This window comes from Pseudomonas soli (genome assembly GCF_021283165.2).
Taxonomy (GTDB): Bacteria; Pseudomonadota; Gammaproteobacteria; order Pseudomonadales; family Pseudomonadaceae; genus Aquipseudomonas; species Aquipseudomonas soli.
In genome coordinates, this window is sequence record NZ_CP128543.1 from 5,573,407 (window position 1) to 5,595,295 (window position 21,889).

Sequence of the window (21,889 nt, forward strand, 5' to 3'; positions counted from 1 at the left end):
CTGAACCCTTGCGGTGCAGGCGGTCGTCGCTCTCCCCGGGCGGTCACCCGGCGGGACGAAAAATGCTTATAATGACCAGCGTTTTTCCTGTCCGCCGGCCCTGCGCGCAATCCACTCTCAACCTGGACACCCAAAAGCCTTGATACGCCTGCTGAAGTTCTTCTGGTGGTCTCTCGTCGCCGTCATCTGCGCGCTCGTACTCGGTGTGAGCGGTGCGTTTCTGTATCTTAGTCCTAACCTGCCTTCGGTCGACGCGCTCAGAAGCGTCCAGTTGCAAATCCCCCTGAGGGTCTACAGTAGCGACGGCAAGCTGATCGCCGAGTTCGGCGAGATGCGGCGCTCGCCGATCAAGTTCCAGGAAATTCCCCCACAATTCATCCAGGCGCTTCTGTCCGCCGAGGACGACAATTTCCTCAATCACTATGGCGTCGACCCCAGCAGCCTCATGCGTGCGGCCTCACAGCTGGTCAAGTCCGGGCATATCCAGAGCGGCGGCAGTACCATCACCATGCAGGTGGCGAAGAACTTCTTCCTTACCAGCGAACGCAGCTTCTCGCGCAAGACCAACGAGATTCTCCTGGCCCTGCAGATCGAGCGGGAACTGACCAAGGACGAAATCCTCGAGCTGTACGTAAACAAGATCTACCTGGGCAACCGTGCCTACGGCATCGATGCCGCGGCGCAGGTGTACTACGGCAAGTCGATTCGCGACGTCAGCCTGGCGCAGATGGCCATGATCGCCGGTCTGCCCAAGGCCCCATCGCGCTTCAACCCGCTGGCCAACCCGGTACGCGCCAAGGAGCGCCGCGACTGGATCCTCGGGCGCATGTACAAGCTCGGCAAGATCGACGAGGCCAGCTACCAGGCCGCCCTGGGTGAACCGCTGAATGCCAGCTACCATGTGCCGACCCCGGAAGTGAATGCGCCGTACGTCGCCGAAATGGCCCGCGCCGAGATGGTCGGTCGCTACGGCAGCGACGCCTATACCGAAGGTTTCCGGGTCACCACCACAGTGCCGAGCGACATGCAGCAGATGGCCAACAGCGCGGTCCTCAACGGCCTCAGCCAATACGACGAACGCCACGGCTACCGCGGTCCGGAGGCACGCTTCCCTGGCAAGACACGCACGGCGTGGTTGCAGGAACTGAACAAGCAACGCACCCTCGGCGGCCTTGAGCCCGCCATTGTCACCCAGGTCGAGAAGAACGGCCTGAAGGTGATGACCCGCGCCGGCCTGGAGGAAGACGTGGCCTGGGACACCATGAAATGGGCCCGCCCGTACCTTAACAGCAACTCCCAAGGACGCTCGCCGCAATCAGCGGCCGATGTGGCCCAGGTCGGCGACCTGGTGCGCCTGCAACGCCTGGAAGATGGCAAACTCAAGTTCAGTCAGGTTCCCGGCGCCCAGAGCGCGCTGGTCACCCTCGACCCTTACAATGGCGCCATCCGCGCACTGGTTGGCGGCTTCTCATTCGAGCAGAGCAACTACAACCGCGCCATGCAGGCCAAGCGCCAGCCGGGCTCGAGCTTCAAGCCCTTCGTCTACAGCGCCGCGCTGGACAACGGCTACACCGCCGCCAGCCTGGTCAACGATGCGCCGATCGTGTTCGTCGACGAGTACTTGGACAAGGTCTGGCGTCCAAAGAACGACACCAACACCTTCCTCGGCCCGATCCGCATGCGCGAGGCGTTGTACAAGTCACGCAACCTCGTATCGATCCGCCTGCTGCAGGCCATGGGCGTGGATCGCACCATCGACTACATCGCCAAGTTCGGCTTCAACAAGCAGGACCTGCCGCGCAACCTGTCGCTGGCACTGGGCACCGCGACGCTCACGCCGATGGAGATTGCCACCGGCTGGAGCACCTTCGCCAACGGCGGCTACAAGATCAGCCCGTACCTGATCGAGCGTGTCGAGAGCCGCAACGGCGAAACGCTGTTCACCGCAAACCCGCCACGCGTGCCGCAGGGCAGCCAAGACCAGATCGGCCTCGCCGCACCTGAGGCACCCATCAGCGCCGCCCCGATGCCAGGCGAGGCGCCGTCGGCCGCAGGCCAGGTCACCCCGGCATCCCAAGTGCCCCAGGTGCCCGCCGTGGCCGAGCAGATCATCGACGGCCGTACCTCGTACATCCTCACCAGCATGCTGCAGGACGTAATCAAGCGTGGTACCGGCCGCCGCGCCCTGGCCCTCGGCCGTTCGGACCTGGCGGGCAAGACCGGCACCACCAACGAATCCAAGGACGCCTGGTTCTCAGGCTACAACGCTGACTATGTCACCACCGTGTGGGTCGGCTTCGACCAGCCGGAAACCCTGGGGCGTCGCGAATACGGTGGCACCGTGGCCCTGCCGATCTGGATGAGTTTCATGGGCGCCGCGCTCAAGGGCATGCCCGAGCATCCACCAGCCGAACCCGAGGGCATCCTCAGCCTGCGCGTCGACCCGATCAGCGGCCGCGCCGCCACACCAAGCACGCCGAACGCCTACTTCGAACTGTTCAAGGCCGAGGACTCGCCACCGTCGGCGGACGAACTGGGTAACGGTGCAGCACCGGGCAGCCCGCTGCCGGCAGACGAAGCAGCGCCGATGGATCTGTTCTAAAGGGCAACCTTTGAAGGTTTTCGGTGAGGGCCGCCAGGTGCTCGCCGAAAACCTTGCAGCGCTCTCAAGATCGAGCGCCGCGCGGGCGGCGCTCGATCTGGCAGGCGCTGCAAGACTGTTGGCGAGCACCAGCAAGCCCTGACGCGATCGCCTTGAAAGGGATGATATTGAACTCCGCGTAAGCAGGCCTGCCCCGCAATAACCCAGTCCAACAAAAAGCCCCGACTCTTGCGAGCCGGGGCTTTTTCATGACGCTACGACTGGATCAGCCGTTGAACACGTCATCCACGCTCTTGAGCGGGTAGTGCTTCGGATACGGCAGGGTGGCCACACCGGACTCGATGGCGGCCTTGGCCACGGCATCGGAAACCACGGTGATCAGGCGCGCGTCCAGCGGCTTCGGAATGATGTACTCACGGCCGAACTCAAGTCCTTGAACGCCATAGGCCTCGCAGACTTCCTTCGGCACCGGCAACTTGGCCAGGTCCTTCAGGGCGATGGCGGCAGCGATCTTCATCTCTTCGTTGATGCGCTTGGCACGAACGTCGAGGGCCCCACGGAAGATGAAAGGGAAGCCCAGTACGTTGTTGACCTGGTTCGGGTAGTCCGAACGACCGGTGGCCATGATCACATCGCTGCGGGTGGCGTGAGCCAGTTCCGGGGCGATTTCCGGGTCCGGGTTCGAGCAGGCGAACACGATCGGGTTGGCGGCCATCGACTTCAGGCCTTCGGCGCTCAGCAGGTTCGGGCCGGACAAGCCGACGAACACGTCTGCGCCGTTCAGGGCGTCAGCCAGGGTGCGCTTGTCGGTGGCGTGGGCGAACTGGGCCTTGTACTGGTTCAGGTCGTCGCGGCCAGCGTGGATCACGCCGCTGCGGTCGATCATGAAGATGTTCTCGACCTTGGCACCCATGCTCACCAGCAGTTTCATGCAGGAGATGGCCGCGGCGCCGGCGCCCAGGCAGACGATCTTGGCGTCTTCGAGCTTCTTGCCGGCGATTTCCAGGGCGTTGATCATGCCGGCCGCGGTAACGATAGCGGTGCCGTGCTGGTCATCGTGGAAGACGGGAATGTCGCACTGCTCGATCAGCGTGCGCTCGATCTCGAAGCACTCAGGTGCCTTGATGTCTTCCAGGTTGATGCCGCCGAAGGTGATGGAGATGCGGCGAACGGTGTCGATGAAGGCTTGCGGGCTCTCCGACTCGACTTCGATATCGAACACATCGATACCGGCGAAACGCTTGAACAGAACACCCTTGCCTTCCATGACCGGCTTGGAGGCCAGTGGGCCGAGGTCACCCAGACCGAGGATGGCGGTGCCATCGGAGATCACCGCAACCAGGTTGCCCTTGCCGGTGTACTTGTAGGCCAGCTCCGGATCACGGCCGATCTCGCGCACAGGCTCGGCGACACCCGGGCTGTAGGCCAGGGCGAGGTCACGGGCGGTGGCGGTTGGCTTGGAGAGCTCGACGCTCAGTTTCCCCGGACGAGGCTGAGCGTGGTATTCGAGAGCGGCGGTTTTCAGGTCTGACATGATGGGCATTCCGCTATTTACTGTTCTGACGGACCGCCGAGGATACGCAAAGAGCCGGGGGGCGACAAGACTGCCCGGTCACTATGTGTCAAGGCCTTTGGCCTACGACTTTACGCTATAACCCACGGGGCTTTCGGGAGCCAGTGTGTACAATCCAATAGCAAAATGTCTACAACTATTTAGCCAGAAACAAGCGCCAACATGCTCGGATCGGTCAATGGCAACAGCCAGCGTCGCTGCCCAGGCTTGAGCCCGCCCTTGCGGGAACGATCCAGCACCCAGCCACGCGCCTCGACCTGGCGTCCCTTGAGGTTAGCGAAGAAGCTGGCGGGGAAGTGGCGCTGCAGACGAGCGGGAACCTGCAGGACGACGCTCTCGTCAAGCTCCAGCCAGATGCCGCCGCGATTACGCTCGATCCCGTTGATCCTGCCGCCGATCACCGCGAATCCGGATTGCCGCACATCGCGCCCACGCGTGACCGGCGATTGTCGCCACAGTCCTGCCCTGGCCTTGCGCGCCTGCTGCTCGGCCTGCTGCTGGCAGCCCGACAGTTGCACGTTGGGTGCAATCGCCACCTGGTAGCCCAGGCCTTCGCTGAGCAGTTGTGCTTCCAGATTGTTGCCAGTGCGGCCGTAGATATGCGCCAGGATACGGCCATACTTGTCCTTGGGTTCGACGCCCGGAACCAGCCCGACACGGCCATCGCTGGCCTTCACCAGCGCCTGCAGGCGCTTCTTGGCAGCCTCGGCATAAGGTTCGCTGGGGCGCCCCTTGCGGCCGATCTCGGGAGCATTGATACCGATCAGTCGCACACTGCGCCCATCGCTCAGGCGCAAGGTGTCGCCATCGACCACCTGACGTACCGCCACCGCTTGCACCCTTTCGGGCATCGGGCAGAAGGCCAGGGCAGGAAAGTGCCAGATCGCGCCCACAAAAAAGGCGCCCACAAGGGGCGCCTTCTTTTGCAACAGCGCGAACCCCGAAGGCTTCGCCACGTGCATGATTACTTCTTGGCACCGAACATGCCGAAGCGATCGGCGAACTTCTGTACGCGGCCGCCGGTGTCCAGGACTTTCTGCTTACCGGTGTAGAACGGGTGGCACAGGTTGCAAACGTCGATCGCCAGGACGCTGCCCATGGTCGAACGAGTTTCAAACTTGTTGCCGCAGCTGCAGGTGACTGCAACTACTTCGTAGTTCGGATGAATATCTGCTTTCATGGTCACTTCCTCGAGCTGCGTGCCGCCACCCAACACCTATTGTTGAATACCGCACGTAATTAGGCGGCGAATAATACCAGAGAGCAGCCGTAGCGCAAGTTGTCGCTTGCACCGACCGTCGTCTGCTAGGCTCGCCTGATTTGTGAAACACCCTCCAGAGACCTTCCGCGTGTCCGACGTCATTCTGCGCCTTGCCCTGCCCTCGCCCCTGCGTCGCCTGTTCGACTACCGGGCACCCGCGAGCATGGCGCGCCAGGCACTGACGCCAGGCATGCGCATCCGCGTGCCATTCGGCCGCCGCGAGATGATCGGGGTACTGGTGGAAGTCGCCGAGCACAGCGAGGTGCCAGCCGACAAGCTCAAGCCGGCCAGCGCCCTGCTCGACCCGGTCTCCCCCCTGCCGCCGGCATTGTTCAAGTTGTGTCTGTGGACGGCCCAGTACTACCAGCACAGCCTGGGCGACACTCTCAACTGGGCCCTGCCGACGCTGCTGCGCCAGGGCGAACCGGCCGAGGCGCGCCAGGAACGCTTCTGGCATGTCGCGCCCGGTGCGCGCCTGGAAGACCCGCGCATCGCCCGCGCCCCGCGCCAGCGCGACGCTCTCAAGACCCTGTCGCAGCACCCCCACGGCGTAGCCCACAGCCTGTTGAGCAAGCTTGGTCTGAACAAGGACAGCCTCGACCTGCTGCTGGCCAAGGAACTGGTGGAAGTCGAAGTACGCCGCCATCTGCCGGCCGCACGCCACGAGCACTGGCTGGCCCAACCGGAACTGCCGCTCAACGAAGAACAGCGCGCTGCCTTCGAGGCCGTGCGCTCGGGCTTCAGCGCCTTCCACGCCTACCTGCTGGCTGGCGTCACCGGCAGCGGCAAGACCGAGGTCTACCTGCAGCTGATTCGCGAAACCCTCGAAGCCGGCAAGCAGGCCCTTATCCTGATCCCCGAGATCAATCTCGGCCCGCAGACCCTGCAACGCTTCGAGCAACGCTTCAACGCGCGCATCGCCCTGCTGCATTCGGCGGTGGGTGATCGCGAGCGCCTGGACGCCTGGCTGGCGGCACGCGATGGCGATGCGGACATCATCATCGGCACCCGCTCGGCACTGTTCACCCCTATGAAGAACCCGGGCCTGATCATCATCGACGAAGAACACGACGGCTCCTATAAACAGCAGGAAGGCCTGCGCTACCACGCCCGCGACCTGGCCGTGGTGCGTGCGCACCAGGAGAACATCCCGATTCTGCTGGGCTCGGCCACACCGTCGCTGGAAAGCCTGCACAACGCCCACAGTGGCCGCTACGGCCTGCTGCGCATGAACCAGCGCGCCGGCGGCGCCAAAGCACCGCGCTTCCTGCGCCTTGACGTACGCAGCCTGCCACTGGACAGCGGCATCAGCGGCCCATTGCAGCAGGCCATCCGCCAGACACTCGAGGCCGGCCAGCAGGTGCTGGTGTTCCTCAACCGCCGCGGCTTCGCCCCCACATTGCTGTGCCACGACTGCGGCTGGCTCTCCGAATGCCCACGTTGCGATGCGCGCATGACCGTGCACCAACGCTCCGCCGTGCTGCGCTGCCACCATTGCGGCTACGACGAGCGCCTGCCGCTGCAGTGCCCGCAATGCGCCCACGTCGACCTGCGCCCGGTAGGCGCCGGTACCGAGCGTGCCGAGGAGCGCCTGAAGGTGCTGTTCCCGGATTACCCGATCCTGCGCGTGGACCGCGACAGCACCTCGCGCAAGGACGCCATGCACAACCTGTTCGCCACTATCCAGCGTGGTCAGCCGAGCATCCTGGTCGGCACCCAGATGCTGGCCAAGGGGCACCATTTCCCCCGCGTCACCCTGGTCGCGATCCTCGATGCCGACGGCGGGCTGTTCTCCGGCGACTTCCGCGCCAGCGAACGCATGGCCCAGCTGATCGTCCAGGTGGCCGGCCGGGCCGGCCGGGCCGAAGAGCCGGGCAAGGTCATCGTGCAAACCCACCTGGCCGATCACCCACTGCTGGTGCAGTTGACAGAGCAGGGCTACTTCGCCTTTGCCGAACAGGCCTTGAGCGAGCGCCGTGCGGCCGGGCTGCCGCCGTTCGCTCACCTGGCGCTGCTGCGCGCCGACGCGCACAAGCCGGGCCAGGCGGAAGGCTTCCTTGACGAAGCCTGCGCCGCCGCCGAGCGCATACTTGCCGAGCAGGGGCTGCACGGCATCGAGTTGCTCGGCCCGGTCCCGGCACCCATGGAGCGACGGGCGGGCAGGTTCCGTGCGCAACTATTGCTCCAGGCCAATGCCCGGGCACCCCTGCATCGACTGATCAGTGCCTGGTTGCTAGTGTTGGAGCAGATGCCGTCGGGGCGCCAGGTGCGCTGGTCGCTGGATGTCGATCCGGTCGACCTTTACTGACTTTTTGAGGGTTGGCGTGGGAGCGGGCTTGCCCCGCGATGGCGTCATCGCGGGGCAAGCCCGCTCCCACACCGACAATGGACTGTGCCCCAAAAGGTTGGCAACCCGCCCCCGGCAACGGATAATGCCCAGTTTTTCCACCTGCGCATCGAAGCGCTCCACCGCGCTTGCGGTCGAAAAGAGACCCTCATGAAAGACACCATTCGCCAGCTGATCCAGCAAGCCCTCACCCAACTCGTCGCCGACGGTGTGCTGCCTGAAGGGCTGACGCCGGCGATCCAGGTGGAAAACGCCCGGGACAAGACCCACGGCGACTTCGCCAGCAACATCGCCATGATGCTGGCCAAGCCGGCCGGCATGAAACCGCGCGACCTGGCCGAAAAGATCATCGCCGCCCTGCCGGCCAGCGCCGACATCAGCAAGGCCGAGATCGCCGGCCCCGGCTTCCTGAACTTCTTCCAGAACACCGAAGCGCTGGCAGGCCGCCTCGACGCCGCCCTGAGCGATGGCCACCTGGGCGTGCGCAAGACCGGCCCGGCGGAAAAAGTGGTGATCGACATGTCGGCACCGAACCTGGCGAAGGAGATGCACGTCGGCCACCTGCGCTCGACCATCATCGGCGACAGCGTTGCCCGGGTACTGGAGTTCCTCGGTGACGACGTCATCCGCCAGAACCACGTGGGTGACTGGGGTACCCAGTTCGGCATGCTGATGGCCTACCTCCAGGAAAACCCGATCACCAGTGACGAGCTGTCGGATTTGGAGAACTTCTACCGCGCCGCCAAGAAGCGCTTCGACGAGTCCGAAGAGTTCGCCACCCGCGCCCGCGGGCTGGTGGTCAAGCTGCAGGCCGGTGATCCCGAGTGCCTGGCGCTGTGGACGCGTTTCAAGGACATCTCGCTGTCGCACTGCCAGAAGACCTACGAGCTGCTCAACGTCAAGCTGACCATGGCCGACGTGATGGGCGAGAGCGCCTACAACGCCGACCTGGCCAACGTGGTCGCCGACCTCAAGGCCAAGGGCCTGCTGGTCGAGGACCAGGGCGCGCAGTGCGTGTTCCTCGAGGAATTCAAGAACGCCGAGGGCGAGCCGCTGCCGGTGATCGTGCAGAAGGCCGACGGCGGTTACCTATACGCCACCACCGACCTGGCCGCCGTGCGCTACCGCAGCAACAAGCTGCAGGCCGACCGTGCCCTGTACTTCGTCGACCAGCGCCAGGCCCTGCACTTCAACCAGGTGTTCGAAGTGGCCCGCCGCGCAGGTTTTGTCGGCCACCCGATGAAGATGGAGCACATGGGCTTCGGCACCATGAACGGCGCCGATGGCCGCCCGTTCAAGACCCGCGATGGCGGCACCGTCAAGCTGATCGACCTGCTCACCGAGGCCAAGGACCGCGCCTATGCGCTGGTCAAGGAGAAGAACCCGTCGCTGGCCGAGGACGAGCTGCGCCACATCGGTGAAGTGGTCGGCATCGGCGCGGTCAAGTACGCCGACCTGTCGAAGCACCGCACCAGCGACTACAGCTTCAACTTCGAATTGATGTTGAACTTCGAGGGCAACACCGCGCCGTACCTGCTGTACGCCTACACCCGCGTGGCCGGCGTGTTCCGCAAGCTCGGCAAGGGCTTCGACGAAGTCGACGGCAGCATCGTCCTGCAGGCAGCGCACGAGCAGGACCTGGCCGCGCGCCTGGCGCAGTTCGGCGAGATCCTCAACAACGTCGCCGAAAAAGGCACGCCTCACGTGCTGTGCACCTACCTGTACGACCTCGCCGGCCTGTTCTCCAGCTTCTACGAGAACTGCCCGATCCTTTCCGCCGAAACCGCCGAACAACAGCAGAGCCGCCTGCGCCTGGCCGCCCTGACCGGCCGCACCCTCAAGCAGGGCCTGGAACTGCTCGGCCTGGAAACCCTGGAGCGCATGTAAGTTGGCTGCAAAGAAGAAACCCGCACCCAAGCGCGGCGCCAGCCGCTCCCAGCCGCCCGCCAGCAAGCAGCCGATTCCGGGCTGGGTGTGGCTGGCGGTCGGCCTGACCGTGGGGGCGTTCATCGTCTTCCTGATGAAGCTCGAACCCGGTGGCGCTGATATCAAGCGCACCAAGCCCGAGCAACATAAGCAGGAGAAGGTCGCCGAAGCGAGCAAGACCACCACGCCGACGCCACAGCAACCGGTGAAGCCGAAGTACGACTTCTATACGCTGCTGCCGGAGTCGGAAGTGATCGTACCGCCCGAGGCCGTGCCGGAGAAAACTCCGCCGGTACCGGCGCAACCGCCCGTGCCAAGCACGCCGGTCACCCCTGCGGAAGCGGCGAAGATCGACACCGCCCGGGCCCAGGCCGCCCTGCTGGGCCAGACACCGCCACCGGCACCACCGGTGATCAAGCCAGCGGCCACGACCCAGTTCTTCCTGCAGGCCGGCTCGTTCCGCAAGCAGGCCGATGCCGACAAGGTCCGTGCGCAGATCATCCTGCTTGGCCAGGCGGTCAAGGTTGAGTCGGGCACGGTGAAGGAAGAGACCTGGTACCGCGTGATGGTCGGCCCGTTCAGCAACCGCGAACAGCTGACCGTGGCGCAGAAACAGCTGGCCGGGGCAGGTTTCAGCAACCTGCTGCTGCAACAGCGGCGTCAGTAACGAAAAAGGCCTTGCCGCTCAGCGACAAGGCCTTTTTTCATACCCGGCGACGCTCGGCGTTGACCTGGGAAATCTGGCTGTTGAGCGTCCAGAAGTCATACAGCACACCCAACAGGAACAACCCTCCGGTGAACAGGTAGATCAGCGCGCTGATCCACTTGCCCTGATACAGCCGATGCACGCCGAAGATGCCGAGGAAGGTCAGGAGTATCCACGCCAGGTTGTAGTCCACGCCGCCCGACTCGAAACGCATGTCTGCCTCACGGTCCATCGACGGGATCAGGAACAGGTCGATCAGCCAGCCGATGCCCAGCAGGCCCAGGGTGAAGAACCAGATGGTTCCGGTGATCGGCTTGCCGTAGTAGAAGCGGTGCGAGCCGGTGAAGCCGAAGATCCACAGCAGGTAGCCGAGAACCTTGCTATGGGTGTCGTGCGAGGGAGCACCCTGTTGATAACCATTCATTCGAAGCCCTCGTGGGATAGCCGAAAATTTTCTAAGGAAAAATGTGACTTTTTCGTTTTTACCCGACATATGGTACGTGCTTGAGCGACCAACGGATCAGAATTTGATCAAAAAGCTGTTATAAAGTTGCGCGCCAACACTTATAAGAGCTTCATCTATGCCACCTTTTATCAAGACATGGCTGACCCTCTGCCTTTTGTTACCCCTGGCCGCCCACGCCACCAACCGTGAGCAACGACTTCCCAGCGGATTCACCGGCTATACGACCAACGCCGATGCCACGGTGAAACGCACCCCGATCCAGTATCGCAGCAGTTCCGCGCGCGCTCGCCCGGCCAACGCCGCCAAGCAGCAACAAGCTGTGGGCATGCAGGCGGTGGCCATGTCACCCAAGCAGAGCAGCGAAGTGCTCAGCCGCGCCGTGAACGTACTTGGCACGCCCTATCGCTGGGGCGGCAGTAGCCCGAAGAAGGGCTTCGATTGCAGCGGCCTGGTCAAGTACGCGTTCAACGATGTGGCCGATGTCGACCTGCCGCGCACCTCCAACGCAATGGCCCGGGGCCAGGGCGTCAAGGTGGCCAAGAGCGATCTCAAGCCGGGCGACCTGATCTTCTTCAACATCAAGAGTCGCCGGGTCAATCACGTAGCCATCTACCTGGGCAACGATCGCTTCATCCACGCGCCACGCACCGGCAAACGGGTGAGCATCGACAGCCTGGAAAAACCTTATTGGCAAAAGCACTACGTGGTAGCCAAGCGCGTCCTGCCCAAGAACCAGCAGGCGTTGGCCCTGGCCAAGCGCTAAGCCCTCAATCGCGGGCTTGCCCCAGCAGGCAGCAATGCTAATCAACCAGGCCGTTCTGCCTGAGCGCCCGCATTGCTCCCTCCATCGTCTGCATCCCAAATGCCGCCCCCGCCTGCATCACCGACTGCACCTGTGCCATGCGCCCCTCGCGAATCAGGTTGCGCACCGCTGGCGTCGCTATTAGTACCTCTCTTGCGGCGACCCTGCCGCCGCCCACCCGCCTGAGCAGCACCTGAGCCACCACCAGGCGCAGTGATTCAGCCAGCATCATGCGCACCAGCGGCTTCTCCTCGGCCGCGAACACCTCTACCAGCCGGTCGATGCTGTTCACCGCCGAGCGGGTGTGCACCGTTGCCAGCACCAGATGCCCGGTTTCTGCCGCGCGCAACGCCAGGCGGATGCTCTCCAGATCACGCAACTCACCCACCATGATCACATCCGGATCCTGGCGCAGGGCGCTGCGCAGCCCTTGGGCGAAGTCACGGCTGTGCACGCCGATCTCCCGCTGGTTGACCAGGCAACCCTGGCCGCTGTGGATAAATTCGATAGGATCTTCAAGGGTGATGACCTGTAACGCGCGTTCGCGATTGATCTGATCGAGCAGCGCCGCCAGGGTGCTGGACTTGCCGCTACCCGTCGGCCCGCCCACCAGCACCAGGCCATCCCGGCATTGCGCAACGACTTGATACACATCGTTCAGATCAAGCTCATCGAGGCTCGGGACCCGAGCCGGGATCAGGCGCGCGCTTGCGCCCAACCCATTGCGCTGGCGGAACAGGTTCAAGCGCAGGCGCCCCACACCGGGCAAGCTCAGCGCCAGGTCCAGTTCATCACCGCTCAGCCATTGCCGCCGCTGCCCGTCATCGAGCAGGTCGGCCATTCCCTGCTCCAGAGCTGCGCAGGTCAGCACCGGCACCGCCATGCGCCGCAGCTCGCCATCCAGGCGCAGCAACGGCGGCTCGCCCACGGCCAGGTGCAGGTCGCTGGCGCCCGCGGCCACGGCCCGGCCCAGCAGCTCAGTCACATCCATGAGACTCCCCAACGGCGATCAAGCAGGTAGAATGCCGCAGACCCCAAAGCCGTCGGCGACGAACCATGTCCACCCTAGCAGACAATATTTCCGTCATTGCCCACCGCATCGACAGCGCGGCCCGGGCCGCCGGGCGTGATCCGGCCAGCGTGCAGCTGCTGGCAGTGAGCAAGACCAAGCCCGCCAGCGCCATCCGCGAAGCTCATGCCGCCGGCCTTTGCCACATGGGTGAGAACTACCTTCAGGAAGCGCTGACAAAACAACAGGCGCTTTCCGACCTGCCCTTGATCTGGCACTTCATCGGCCCCATTCAGTCGAACAAGACCAAGGCCATCGCCGAGCACTTCGACTGGGTACATTCCGTGGACCGCCAGAAGATCGCCCAACGCCTCTCGGAGCAGCGCCCCGCCGCGCTGCCGCCGCTGAACATCTGCCTGCAGGTGAATGTCAGCGGCGAGGCCAGCAAGTCCGGTTGCTCGCCCGCCGAACTGCCAGCCCTGGCGCAGGCCGTGAACGCCCTGCCCGGCCTGCGCCTGCGCGGGTTGATGGCGATCCCGGAACCTACCGAGGACCGCGCCGAGCAAGAGGCCGCTTTCGCCACGCTACGTGAACTGCAGGCCCAGCTCGGCCTCGACCTGGACACCCTGTCCATGGGCATGAGCCATGACCTGGAAGCCGCCATCGCCCAAGGTGCGACCTGGGTCCGCATCGGTACCGCCTTGTTCGGCGCCCGCGACTACGGTCAGGCCTGAATCCATGCTTAACTCTCCCTTCCCCCACAAGGACCCGACATGAGCAAGACTCGTATTGCCTTTATCGGCGCCGGCAACATGGCCGCCAGCCTGATTGGCGGCCTGCGCGCCCAGGGCCTGGACACCGCGCTGATCCGCGCCAGCGACCCGGGTGCCGAAACCCGCGCACGGATCACGGCCGAGCACGGCATCGAAGCCTTTGAAGACAACGCCCAGGCCATCGATGGCGTGGACGTGGTCGTCCTGGCAGTCAAACCGCAGGTAATGAAAGCGGTCTGCGAAACGCTGAAGCCGAACCTGAAACCAGGCCAGCTGGTGGTTTCCATTGCCGCCGGCATCACCTGCGCCAGCCTGCAGGCCTGGCTGGGCGCGATCCCCCTGGTGCGCTGCATGCCGAACACCCCGGCGCTGCTGCGCCAAGGCGTCAGCGGCTTGTATGCGACCCGGGAAGTAACCATGGAACAACGCCGCCAGGCCGAACAACTGCTGTCGGCCGTGGGCACCGCCCTGTGGCTTGATGAAGAACAGCAGCTGGACGCCGTGACCGCTGTTTCCGGAAGCGGCCCGGCGTACTTCTTCCTGCTGATCGAGGCCATGACCGCTGCCGGCGAAAAACTCGGTCTGCCGCGCGAGACCGCCTCGCAACTGACCCTGCAGACCGCCCTGGGCGCCGCCCGCATGGCGGTTTCCAGCGACGTCGACGCCGCCGAATTGCGTCGCCGCGTGACCTCGCCGGCCGGCACCACGGAAGCGGCGATCAAATCGTTCCAGGCCAACGGCTTCGAGGCCATCGTCGAACAGGCCCTGCAGGCCGCGGCGAAACGCTCGGCCGAGCTGGCCGAGAAACTGGGCAAATAAGGAGCTTTTGATGAATGCACTGTCCGGCGCCGCGATCTTCGTGGTGCAAACCCTGGTCAGCCTGTACCTGGTGATCGTCCTGCTGCGCTTCGTGCTGCAGCTGGTCAAGGCCGACTTCTACAACCCGCTGAGCCAGTTCGCCGTGCGCGCCACCCAGCCACTGCTCAAGCCGCTGCGCCGCGTGGTCCCCAGCATCGCTGGCCTGGATACCTCCTCGCTGCTGCTGTCGATCATCATCCAGGCGCTGCTGATGGCCTTCGTGCTGATGGTCACCTACGGCACCTTCGGCGACGTCCTGCACCTGCTGATGTGGTCGATCCTGGGCATCACCTCGCTGTTCCTGAAGATCTTCTGGGTGGCGATGATCGTCATGGTGATCGTCTCCTGGGTCGCGCCGAACAGCCATAACCCTGCTGCAGAACTGGCCTACCAGATCAGCGAACCGGTGCTGGCGCCGTTCCGCCGCCTGGTGCCGAACCTCGGCGGCATGGACATTTCGCCGATCTTCGCCTTCATCGCCATCCAGGTGATCCAGTCGTTCCTCATGCCCCAGCTGGCAGCCTACGCCGGCATGCCGCAAGAGCTGTGGCGGATGATCTGACCCACCCTGCATCCAGCGGCAAGCCTTTGCTTGCCGCTGGGGGTAGCGCTCTTTAGACTTACGCCTCCGTCAAGCGTGAGCAGGGTCGATGTCCACTGTCCTTCCCGAAGATTCCGTCGGTCTGGTAACACCGCAGATCGCCCGGTTCGATGAACCGCTGGCCCTGGCCTGTGGCCGCGCCCTGGCCTCGTACGAGCTGATCTACGAAACCTATGGCACCCTCAACAGCAACGCCAGCAATGCCGTGCTGATCTGCCATGCGTTGTCCGGCCACCATCATGCCGCTGGCTACCATGCCGCCACCGACCGCAAGCCGGGCTGGTGGGACAGCTGCATCGGCCCCGGCAAGCCCATCGACACCAACCGTTTCTTCGTGGTCAGCCTGAACAACCTCGGCGGTTGCAATGGCAGCACCGGCCCAAGCAGTCTCAATCCGGCCACCGGCAAGCCCTACGGCGCCGATTTCCCGGTGCTGACCGTGGAAGACTGGGTGCACAGCCAGGCGCGCCTGGCCGATCGCCTGGGGATCCACACCTGGGCCGCCATCGTCGGCGGCAGCCTGGGCGGCATGCAGGCGCTGCAATGGACCATCACCTACCCGGACCGGGTGCGCCACTGCGTGGACATCGCCTCGGCGCCCAAGCTGTCGGCGCAGAACATCGCCTTCAACGAAGTGGCGCGCCAGGCCATCCTCACCGACCCGGAATTCCACGGTGGTTCGTTCCAGGACCGGGGCGTGATCCCCAAGCGCGGCCTGATGCTGGCGCGCATGGTCGGTCACATCACCTACCTGTCCGACGACTCGATGGGCGAGAAATTCGGCCGCGAGCTCAAGAGCGACAAGCTCAACTACGACTTCCACAGCGTCGAATTCCAGGTCGAGAGCTACCTGCGCTACCAGGGCGAGGAGTTCTCCGGGCGCTTCGACGCCAACACCTACCTGCTGATGACCAAGGCCCTGGACTATTACGACCCGGCCGCCGCCCACGGCGGTGACCTGGCGGCGACCCTGGCACATGTGACGGCGGACTACTGCATCATGTCGTTCACCACCGACTGGCGCTTCTCGCCGGCCCGTTCGCGGGAGATCGTCGACGCCCTGATGGCCGCGCGCAAGAACGTCTGCTACCTGGACATCGACTCGCCTTACGGCCACGACGCCTTCCTCATCCCGACCCCCCGCTACATGCAGGGTTTCGCCAACTACATGAACCGCATCGCCGTTTGAGGACCCAATGAGAGCCGACCTGGAAATCATCCAAGACTGGATCCCCGCCGGCAGCCGGGTACTCGACCTGGGCTGCGGCAACGGCGAACTGCTGGCCTCGCTGCGCGAGCGCAAGAACGTCACCGGCTACGGCCTGGAGATCGACCCCGACAACATCGCCGCCTGCGTGGCCAAGGGCGTCAACGTAATAGAGCAGGATCTGGACAAGGGCCTGGGCAACTTCGCCAGCAACAGCTTCGACGTGGTGGTCATGACCCAGGCCCTGCAGGCCGTGGAGTACCCTGACCGGATCCTCGACGAAATGCTGCGGGTGGGCCGCCAGTGCATCATCACCTTCCCCAACTTCGGCCACTGGCGCTGCCGCTGGTACCTGGCGACCAAGGGTCGCATGCCGGTCTCGGACTTCATGCCGTATACCTGGTACAACACACCGAACATCCACTTCTGCACCTTCGAGGATTTCGAGAACCTGTGCCATGAGCGCAAGGCCAAGGTCCTCGACCGCCTCGCCGTCGACCACCTGCACCGTAACGGGTTGGGTGGACGGCTTTGGCCTAATCTTCTAGGTGAGATCGGTATCTATCGGGTCAGCAGCCCGGGCCTGCAGGAGCATCAGCTCGCGGTCTGACCCTCAACGGAGGAATGGCATCATGCGTCGACTAGCACTGTTTCTGATCAGCCTGTGCCTGGCCTTGCCGGTACTGGCTGCCGATGCCGCCAGGCCCGAGCGCAAGGAAGTGTTCGGTGATGTGACGATCCACTACAGCGCCTTCACCTCAAGCATGCTGCAACCCGACATCGCTGCCGCCACGGGCCTGACCCGCAGCAAGAACCAGGGCGTACTCAACATCGCCGTGCTCAAGGCCAGCAAACCCGCGATGGCGGTAGTCAGCGGCACAGTGAAAGATCTCACCGGGCGCAGCAGTCCGTTGTCGTTCAAGCAGATTACCGATCAGGGTGCGGTGTACTACATCGCACAGTTCAAGATCGACCAGGCCGAGACCGTCACCTTCGACCTCAACGTCGAGACCGGCGGCGTCAGCAATAAACTCAGCTTCAATCAGGAAGTGTTCCCAGGCGAATGATGAATATCCAGCAACTCGTATTGGCCAGCCATAACGCCGGCAAACTCAAGGAACTGCAGGCCATGCTCGGCGAGTCCGTGAACCTTCGCTCGATTGGTGAATTCAGCCAGGTTGAGCCGGAGGAAACCGGCCTGTCGTTCGTCGAGAACGCCATCCTCAAGGCGCGCAATGCCGCGCGCATCTCCGGCCTGCCGGCCCTGGCCGACGACTCGGGCCTGGCGGTGGACTTCCTCGGCGGCGCGCCGGGTATCTACTCGGCGCGCTATGCCGACGGCAAGGGCGACGCGGCGAACAACGCCAAGCTGCTCGATGCGCTCAAGGACGTTCCTGAAGACCAGCGCGGCGCGCAGTTCGTCTGCGTTCTGGCCCTGGTGCGGCACGCCGACGACCCGCTGCCGATCCTCTGCGAAGGCCTGTGGCACGGCAGCATCCTGTTCGAAGCCAGCGGCGAACACGGTTTCGGCTACGACCCGCTGTTCTGGGTGCCGGAGCGCAAGTGCTCCAGCGCCGACCTGGCGCCTGCCGACAAGAACCAGCTCAGCCACCGCGCCCGCGCCATGGCCCTGCTGCGTCAGCGTCTGGGCCTGGCATGAGCGAAAAGCTGTTGGTACAGCCGGCGGGCCTGATCCTTCCCGAACTCCCGCCGCTGTCGCTCTATATCCATATTCCCTGGTGCGTGCGCAAATGCCCGTACTGCGACTTCAACTCGCACCAGGCCGGCCCGATCCTGCCGGAAGCCGAGTACATCGACGCCCTGCTCGCCGACCTCGACCAGGAAATGCATGCCGTGCAGGGCCGTCCGATCAGCACGATCTTCTTCGGCGGCGGCACCCCGAGCCTGTTCAGCGCCGACGCGCTTGGGCGCCTGCTGCGCGGTATCGAGCAACGCATCCCGTTCGCCCCGGACATCGAGATCACCCTCGAGGCCAACCCGGGTACCTTCGAGCAGGAGAAGTTCAAGGCCTACCGCCAGACCGGCATCAACCGGCTATCCATCGGCGTGCAGAGTTTCCAGCCCGCCAAGCTCGAAAGGCTCGGGCGCATCCACAATGGCGCCGAAGCGGTGCGCGCCGCCGATATGGCCCGCGCTGCGGGCTTCGACAACTTCAACATGGACCTGATGCACGGTTTGCCGGACCAGTCGCTCGACGACGCCCTAAGTGACCTGCGCCAGGCCATCGAACTGGCGCCGACGCACCTGTCCTGGTACCAGCTGACGGTAGAACCCAACACCGTGTTCTGGAACCAGCCACCTGAGCTGCCCGAGGACGACATCCTCTGGGATATCCAGGAAGCCGGCCAGGCGCTGATGGCCGACCACGGTTACCGCCAGTATGAAGTCTCGGCCTACGCCCAAGCCGGTCGTGCCGCGCGGCACAACCTGAACTACTGGCGCTTCGGCGACTTCATCGGCATCGGTGCCGGCGCCCATGGCAAGCTGTCATTCCCGGACGGGCGCATCCTGCGTACCTGGAAGACCCGCCTGCCCAAGGACTACCTGAACCCGTCCAAGCCGTTCAAGGCCGGTGAGAAGCTGTTGCCGGCCGATGAGCTACCCTTCGAGTTCCTGATGAACGCGCTGCGCCTCACCGACGGCGTGGAGGCCGAGCTGTTCAACCTGCGTACCGGCCTGCCCCTTGCACAACTGGCCGAAGCCCGCCGTGAAGCCGAACAAAAAGGCCTTTTGCGGGTCGAACCGGATCGGCTGGCCGCCACGCCGCGCGGCCAGCTGTTCCTCAACGACCTGCTGCAGTACTTCTTGAATTAAGGATGACCCATGGACCTGGTACTTGACCTGCTCTCGACCGTTTCCCGCTGGAGCCGCAGCAACCTCTCGGAGATTTCGCTGGCCCTGGTGGGCTGCCTGCTGGTGCTGTTCGGCACCGATATCAAAGGCTGGGTCGAAGGGCGCCTGGGCGGCCTGGCCGGCGCCCTGCGCGTGCCGTTCATGGCACTGCTGGTGATGATCGGCAGCGGTGCGGCGCTGATCTATGCGACGCCGTGGATCGTCAAGGGGCTGGGGCAGTTCAACAACTATGCGCTGGCGCCGGTGCTGCTGGTGGTGCTGGTTTTGATCGGCGTGGTCGCTGATCGGCGGGGGTGAGCGTCCGCTAAAAGCCGCCCTGGCGGGCCAGGGCGGCTTCTCACCCGACTAACCTCTTAACGGGCATCGTCGAAGTGATCACACAGGAAGTCCCTGACGGTTCTGAAAATGAAGCTTCTGGTATTGAGGGAGCCCGGCGAGCTTACGTAAGCCGATCACCATGAGCACAATCAGGATCGCTCACGCGCCAATTCCGACTCCAGCCTTTGCCTCCAGTGCCCCCCTTTTTTGCAACCCAAGGCTTCCGACTGACGCAGCAGCGCCAAACGCTCGGATAATGCCAAATCAGGCTGCATGGCCAAGAGATACAACCCCTCGGCCTTGTACATGTCGTATGTCAGCGAACGTGTCGATGCCTCCACGGCTTCGGAGAACCAGCGGGGGCCTCCTGGCAGCTGAACGGAAAAGGCGTTTGGCGGGGTTGAACAACGACTTTCACGCAAAACCTGCGGATAAAGCGACAGGAAAGGATCCTCTCGCTCCAACGCACGCCTGAGTGCCTGGAATTGCTCGGCCTGTTCCGCGGTGTACTCAAAACCCTTAGCCGCGGGCCTGCACCGGTACTGATAAGCGATCGCCGCTGCCAAGAATCCTTGATCCACCGCCTGATGCAAGCGAACACAAGACTCTGACTGCGGCGTTTCATCATGCCCGCCAGTAAGGGGGTGGAGACCTGACTGCCAGAACAGCGCCAGCACCTCGCCCGCATCAGCTGCCTGATCGATGTGAGCACGCGCCTCGGCAATGGCGACGTTCATTGCCAAAAGGCGCTCAAAGTCGTCGGCCTCCCCTCTTGCTTCGCCCGCAGCAAGCTCCTTGAGCTGCTCATTGGCCTGCTGCATCAGCGCTTGGGCATGTACCAGGTGCTGCTGTGAAGAAAGTGGGGGCGCACTCAATAGGTCGGCGATCCCAAGACAGACAACAAGGACGAGCCCTGTCAGCGACAGCACAACACGATGTTTCAAAGCGCAGTCCTTTACGCACAGGGAAGGGGCCAGAGGCGCAACGACACCTCTGGCAGGGAGAGGATCAAGCCAGTTTTTCGAACTTCAGGTCCCACACCCCATGCCCTAGCCTCTCGCCGCGACGCTCGAACTTGGTGATCGGCCGCTCTTCCGGGCGTGGCACGTAGGTACCATCAGCCGCCTGGTTGCGATAGCCGGGCGCTGCGTTCATCACTTCCAGCATGTACTCGGCATAAGGCTCCCAGTCGGTCGCCATGTGGAACACGCCACTGGGCTTGAGCTTGCGGCGCACCAGTTCGGCGAACTCCAGCTGAACGATCCGGCGCTTGTGGTGACGCGCCTTGTGCCACGGATCGGGGAAGAACAGCATCAGGCGGTCAAGGCTGTTGTCCGCCACGCAGCGGTTGAGCACTTCGATGGCATCGCAGTCGTACACCCGCAGGTTCTTCAGCCCCTGTGTCAGCACGCCATTGAGCAGCGCGCCGACACCCGGGCGGTGCACTTCGACACCAATGAAGTCCAGCTCGGGCGAAGCGGCGGCCATTTCCAGCAGCGAGTGGCCCATGCCGAAACCGATCTCCAGGGTACGCGGAGCCGAACGGCCGAACACCTGGTCGTAGTCCACCGGGCTGTCGGTCAGCGGCAGGATGAACAGGGGGCCGCCCTGGTCCAGGCCGCGCTGCTGGCCTTCGGTCATGCGCCCAGCGCGCATCACGAAGCTCTTGATACGGCGGTGCGGACGGGTTTCGCCGTCTTTGGAGATCGGCGTTTCTTGCGATTCAGTCATCAGGAGCTCTTACTTGATCAGACCATCCAGCGGCGAAGAGGCGCTGGCATAGAGTTTTTTCGGCATGCGGCCGGCCAGGTAGGCCATGCGACCGGCAACGATGGCGTGTTTCATGGCCTCGGCCATCAGTACGGGCTGCTGGGCATGGGCGATGGCCGAGTTCATCAGCACCGCTTCGCAACCCATTTCCATGGCGATGGTGGCGTCGGAGGCGGTACCCACGCCGGCATCGACCAGCACCGGCACCTTGGATTCCTCCAGGATGATCTGCAGGTTGTACGGGTTGCAGATGCCAAGGCCGGTGCCGATCAGGCCGGCCAGCGGCATGACGGCGATACAGCCGACTTCGGCCAGCTGACGGGCGATGATCGGGTCATCGCTGGTGTAGACCATCACGTCGAAACCTTCCTTGACCAGCACTTCGGCGGCCTTGAGGGTTTCGATCACATTGGGGAACAGGGTTTTCTGGTCGGCCAGCACTTCCAGCTTCACCAGCGTCCTGGACTCATGGGACTTGCGGCCATCGAGCAGCTCACGGGCCAGGCGGCAGGTGCGCACCGCTTCCGTCGCATCGAAGCAACCGGCGGTGTTCGGCAGGATGGTGTACTTGTCTGGCGACAGCACGTCGAGCAGGTTCGGCTCGCCCGCGTTCTGGCCCAGGTTGGTACGACGCACGGCGACGGTGACGATCTCGGCACCCGAGGCCTCGGTGGCCAGGCGGGTTTCTTCCATGTCACGGTACTTGCCGGTGCCTACCAGCAGGCGCGACTGGAAAGTGCGCCCGGCCAGGATGAAGGGCTTGTCGCTGCGAACGTTGCTCATCGTTGTTCCTCAG

The 21,889-nt window shown here is 63.9% G+C and carries 22 protein-coding genes; 14 read left to right on the plus strand and 8 right to left on the minus strand.

The window, feature by feature from the left end; translation table 11 throughout:
* The first annotated feature begins 142 nt into the window (after positions 1-142).
* On the plus strand, positions 143-2,602 hold the full coding sequence (locus LU688_RS25635; RefSeq protein WP_371041496.1) for a penicillin-binding protein 1A: 2,460 nt from the start codon (positions 143-145) through the stop codon (positions 2,600-2,602).
* A 265-nt stretch (positions 2,603-2,867) separates the two neighbouring features.
* Here the strand turns inward: LU688_RS25635 and LU688_RS25640 are convergent, their stop codons facing one another.
* The 3 genes from LU688_RS25640 to rpmE all read right to left on the minus strand — a co-directional run bounded on the left by LU688_RS25640 (position 2,868) and on the right by rpmE (position 5,355).
* Positions 2,868-4,136 carry a malic enzyme-like NAD(P)-binding protein gene (locus LU688_RS25640; RefSeq protein ID WP_023630575.1) on the minus strand — a complete coding sequence of 423 codons (1,269 nt, stop codon included), beginning with the start codon at positions 4,134-4,136 and terminating at the stop codon, positions 2,868-2,870.
* Between the two features lie 179 nt (positions 4,137-4,315).
* A complete protein-coding gene (locus LU688_RS25645; protein ID WP_023630576.1) occupies positions 4,316-5,137 on the minus strand; it encodes a thermonuclease family protein in 822 nt (273 codons plus the stop codon).
* A 2-nt stretch (positions 5,138-5,139) separates the two neighbouring features.
* On the minus strand, positions 5,140-5,355 hold the full coding sequence (rpmE, locus tag LU688_RS25650; protein WP_031315083.1) for a 50S ribosomal protein L31: 216 nt from the start codon (positions 5,353-5,355) through the stop codon (positions 5,140-5,142).
* Between the two features lie 169 nt (positions 5,356-5,524).
* Here rpmE and LU688_RS25655 point away from each other — a divergent pair, with 169 nt between their 5' ends.
* The 3 genes from LU688_RS25655 to LU688_RS25665 all read left to right on the plus strand — a co-directional run bounded on the left by LU688_RS25655 (position 5,525) and on the right by LU688_RS25665 (position 10,376).
* Entirely contained in the window at positions 5,525-7,744 is a 2,220-nt protein-coding gene (locus tag LU688_RS25655) for a primosomal protein N' (RefSeq protein ID WP_094011028.1), read from the plus strand.
* A gap of 189 nt (positions 7,745-7,933) precedes the next feature.
* Positions 7,934-9,670, plus strand: a complete 1,737-nt coding sequence (gene argS / locus LU688_RS25660; RefSeq protein WP_094011027.1) for an arginine--tRNA ligase — start codon at positions 7,934-7,936, stop codon at positions 9,668-9,670.
* 1 nt (position 9,671) lies between these two features.
* Complete coding sequence (locus tag LU688_RS25665; RefSeq protein ID WP_023630209.1) at positions 9,672-10,376, plus strand: SPOR domain-containing protein; 705 nt, start codon at positions 9,672-9,674, stop codon at positions 10,374-10,376.
* 37 nt (positions 10,377-10,413) lie between these two features.
* On the opposite strand, the gene LU688_RS25670 is transcribed toward LU688_RS25665, so the two are convergent.
* Complete coding sequence (locus tag LU688_RS25670; RefSeq protein WP_023630210.1) at positions 10,414-10,839, minus strand: NINE protein; 426 nt, start codon at positions 10,837-10,839, stop codon at positions 10,414-10,416.
* Positions 10,840-10,996: 157 nt separating this feature from the next.
* On the opposite strand from LU688_RS25670, the gene LU688_RS25675 reads away from it, so the two are divergent.
* Positions 10,997-11,644, plus strand: coding sequence for a C40 family peptidase (locus tag LU688_RS25675; protein ID WP_023630211.1), 648 nt, complete (start codon positions 10,997-10,999; stop codon positions 11,642-11,644).
* Between the two features lie 37 nt (positions 11,645-11,681).
* Here LU688_RS25675 and LU688_RS25680 read toward each other — a convergent pair whose 3' ends face one another.
* Complete coding sequence (locus tag LU688_RS25680; RefSeq protein WP_104444776.1) at positions 11,682-12,674, minus strand: type IV pilus twitching motility protein PilT; 993 nt, start codon at positions 12,672-12,674, stop codon at positions 11,682-11,684.
* 65 nt (positions 12,675-12,739) lie between these two features.
* On the opposite strand from LU688_RS25680, the gene LU688_RS25685 reads away from it, so the two are divergent.
* The 9 genes from LU688_RS25685 to LU688_RS25725 all read left to right on the plus strand — a co-directional run bounded on the left by LU688_RS25685 (position 12,740) and on the right by LU688_RS25725 (position 19,302).
* The gene (locus tag LU688_RS25685) at positions 12,740-13,426 is read left to right on the plus strand and encodes a YggS family pyridoxal phosphate-dependent enzyme (RefSeq protein ID WP_023630213.1); all 687 of its coding nucleotides are present in this window, start codon (positions 12,740-12,742) and stop codon (positions 13,424-13,426) included.
* 39 nt (positions 13,427-13,465) lie between these two features.
* Complete coding sequence (proC, locus tag LU688_RS25690) at positions 13,466-14,284, plus strand: pyrroline-5-carboxylate reductase (RefSeq protein WP_094011023.1); 819 nt, start codon at positions 13,466-13,468, stop codon at positions 14,282-14,284.
* Positions 14,285-14,294: 10 nt separating this feature from the next.
* The gene (locus LU688_RS25695; protein WP_023630880.1) at positions 14,295-14,885 is read left to right on the plus strand and encodes a YggT family protein; all 591 of its coding nucleotides are present in this window, start codon (positions 14,295-14,297) and stop codon (positions 14,883-14,885) included.
* 88 nt (positions 14,886-14,973) lie between these two features.
* Positions 14,974-16,113, plus strand: a complete 1,140-nt coding sequence (metX, locus tag LU688_RS25700; RefSeq protein WP_104444775.1) for a homoserine O-succinyltransferase MetX — start codon at positions 14,974-14,976, stop codon at positions 16,111-16,113.
* Between the two features lie 7 nt (positions 16,114-16,120).
* Positions 16,121-16,741, plus strand: coding sequence for a methionine biosynthesis protein MetW (gene metW, locus LU688_RS25705; RefSeq protein WP_023630879.1), 621 nt, complete (start codon positions 16,121-16,123; stop codon positions 16,739-16,741).
* A 22-nt stretch (positions 16,742-16,763) separates the two neighbouring features.
* Positions 16,764-17,198 (plus strand): DUF4426 domain-containing protein, encoded by a 435-nt coding sequence (locus LU688_RS25710; RefSeq protein ID WP_160291173.1) that lies wholly within the window; start codon positions 16,764-16,766, stop codon positions 17,196-17,198.
* The gene (gene rdgB / locus LU688_RS25715; protein WP_104444773.1) at positions 17,195-17,791 is read left to right on the plus strand and encodes an RdgB/HAM1 family non-canonical purine NTP pyrophosphatase; all 597 of its coding nucleotides are present in this window, start codon (positions 17,195-17,197) and stop codon (positions 17,789-17,791) included. The genes LU688_RS25710 and rdgB overlap by 4 nt, the downstream gene beginning before the upstream one ends.
* Positions 17,788-18,966 carry a radical SAM family heme chaperone HemW gene (hemW, locus tag LU688_RS25720; protein ID WP_094011019.1) on the plus strand — a complete coding sequence of 393 codons (1,179 nt, stop codon included), beginning with the start codon at positions 17,788-17,790 and terminating at the stop codon, positions 18,964-18,966. Before rdgB ends, hemW begins: the two co-directional genes overlap by 4 nt.
* 9 nt (positions 18,967-18,975) lie before the next feature.
* Positions 18,976-19,302 (plus strand): DUF3392 family protein, encoded by a 327-nt coding sequence (locus LU688_RS25725; RefSeq protein ID WP_011531731.1) that lies wholly within the window; start codon positions 18,976-18,978, stop codon positions 19,300-19,302.
* 170 nt (positions 19,303-19,472) lie between these two features.
* Here LU688_RS25725 and LU688_RS25730 read toward each other — a convergent pair whose 3' ends face one another.
* The 3 genes from LU688_RS25730 to LU688_RS25740 form a co-directional block, all read right to left on the minus strand.
* The gene (locus LU688_RS25730) at positions 19,473-20,267 is read right to left on the minus strand and encodes a hypothetical protein (RefSeq protein WP_094011018.1); all 795 of its coding nucleotides are present in this window, start codon (positions 20,265-20,267) and stop codon (positions 19,473-19,475) included.
* Between the two features lie 64 nt (positions 20,268-20,331).
* Positions 20,332-21,054, minus strand: a complete 723-nt coding sequence (trmB, locus tag LU688_RS25735) for a tRNA (guanosine(46)-N7)-methyltransferase TrmB (protein ID WP_160291172.1) — start codon at positions 21,052-21,054, stop codon at positions 20,332-20,334.
* A 9-nt stretch (positions 21,055-21,063) separates the two neighbouring features.
* A complete protein-coding gene (locus LU688_RS25740; RefSeq protein WP_023629908.1) occupies positions 21,064-21,876 on the minus strand; it encodes a thiazole synthase in 813 nt (270 codons plus the stop codon).
* Positions 21,877-21,889: the final 13 nt, after the last annotated feature.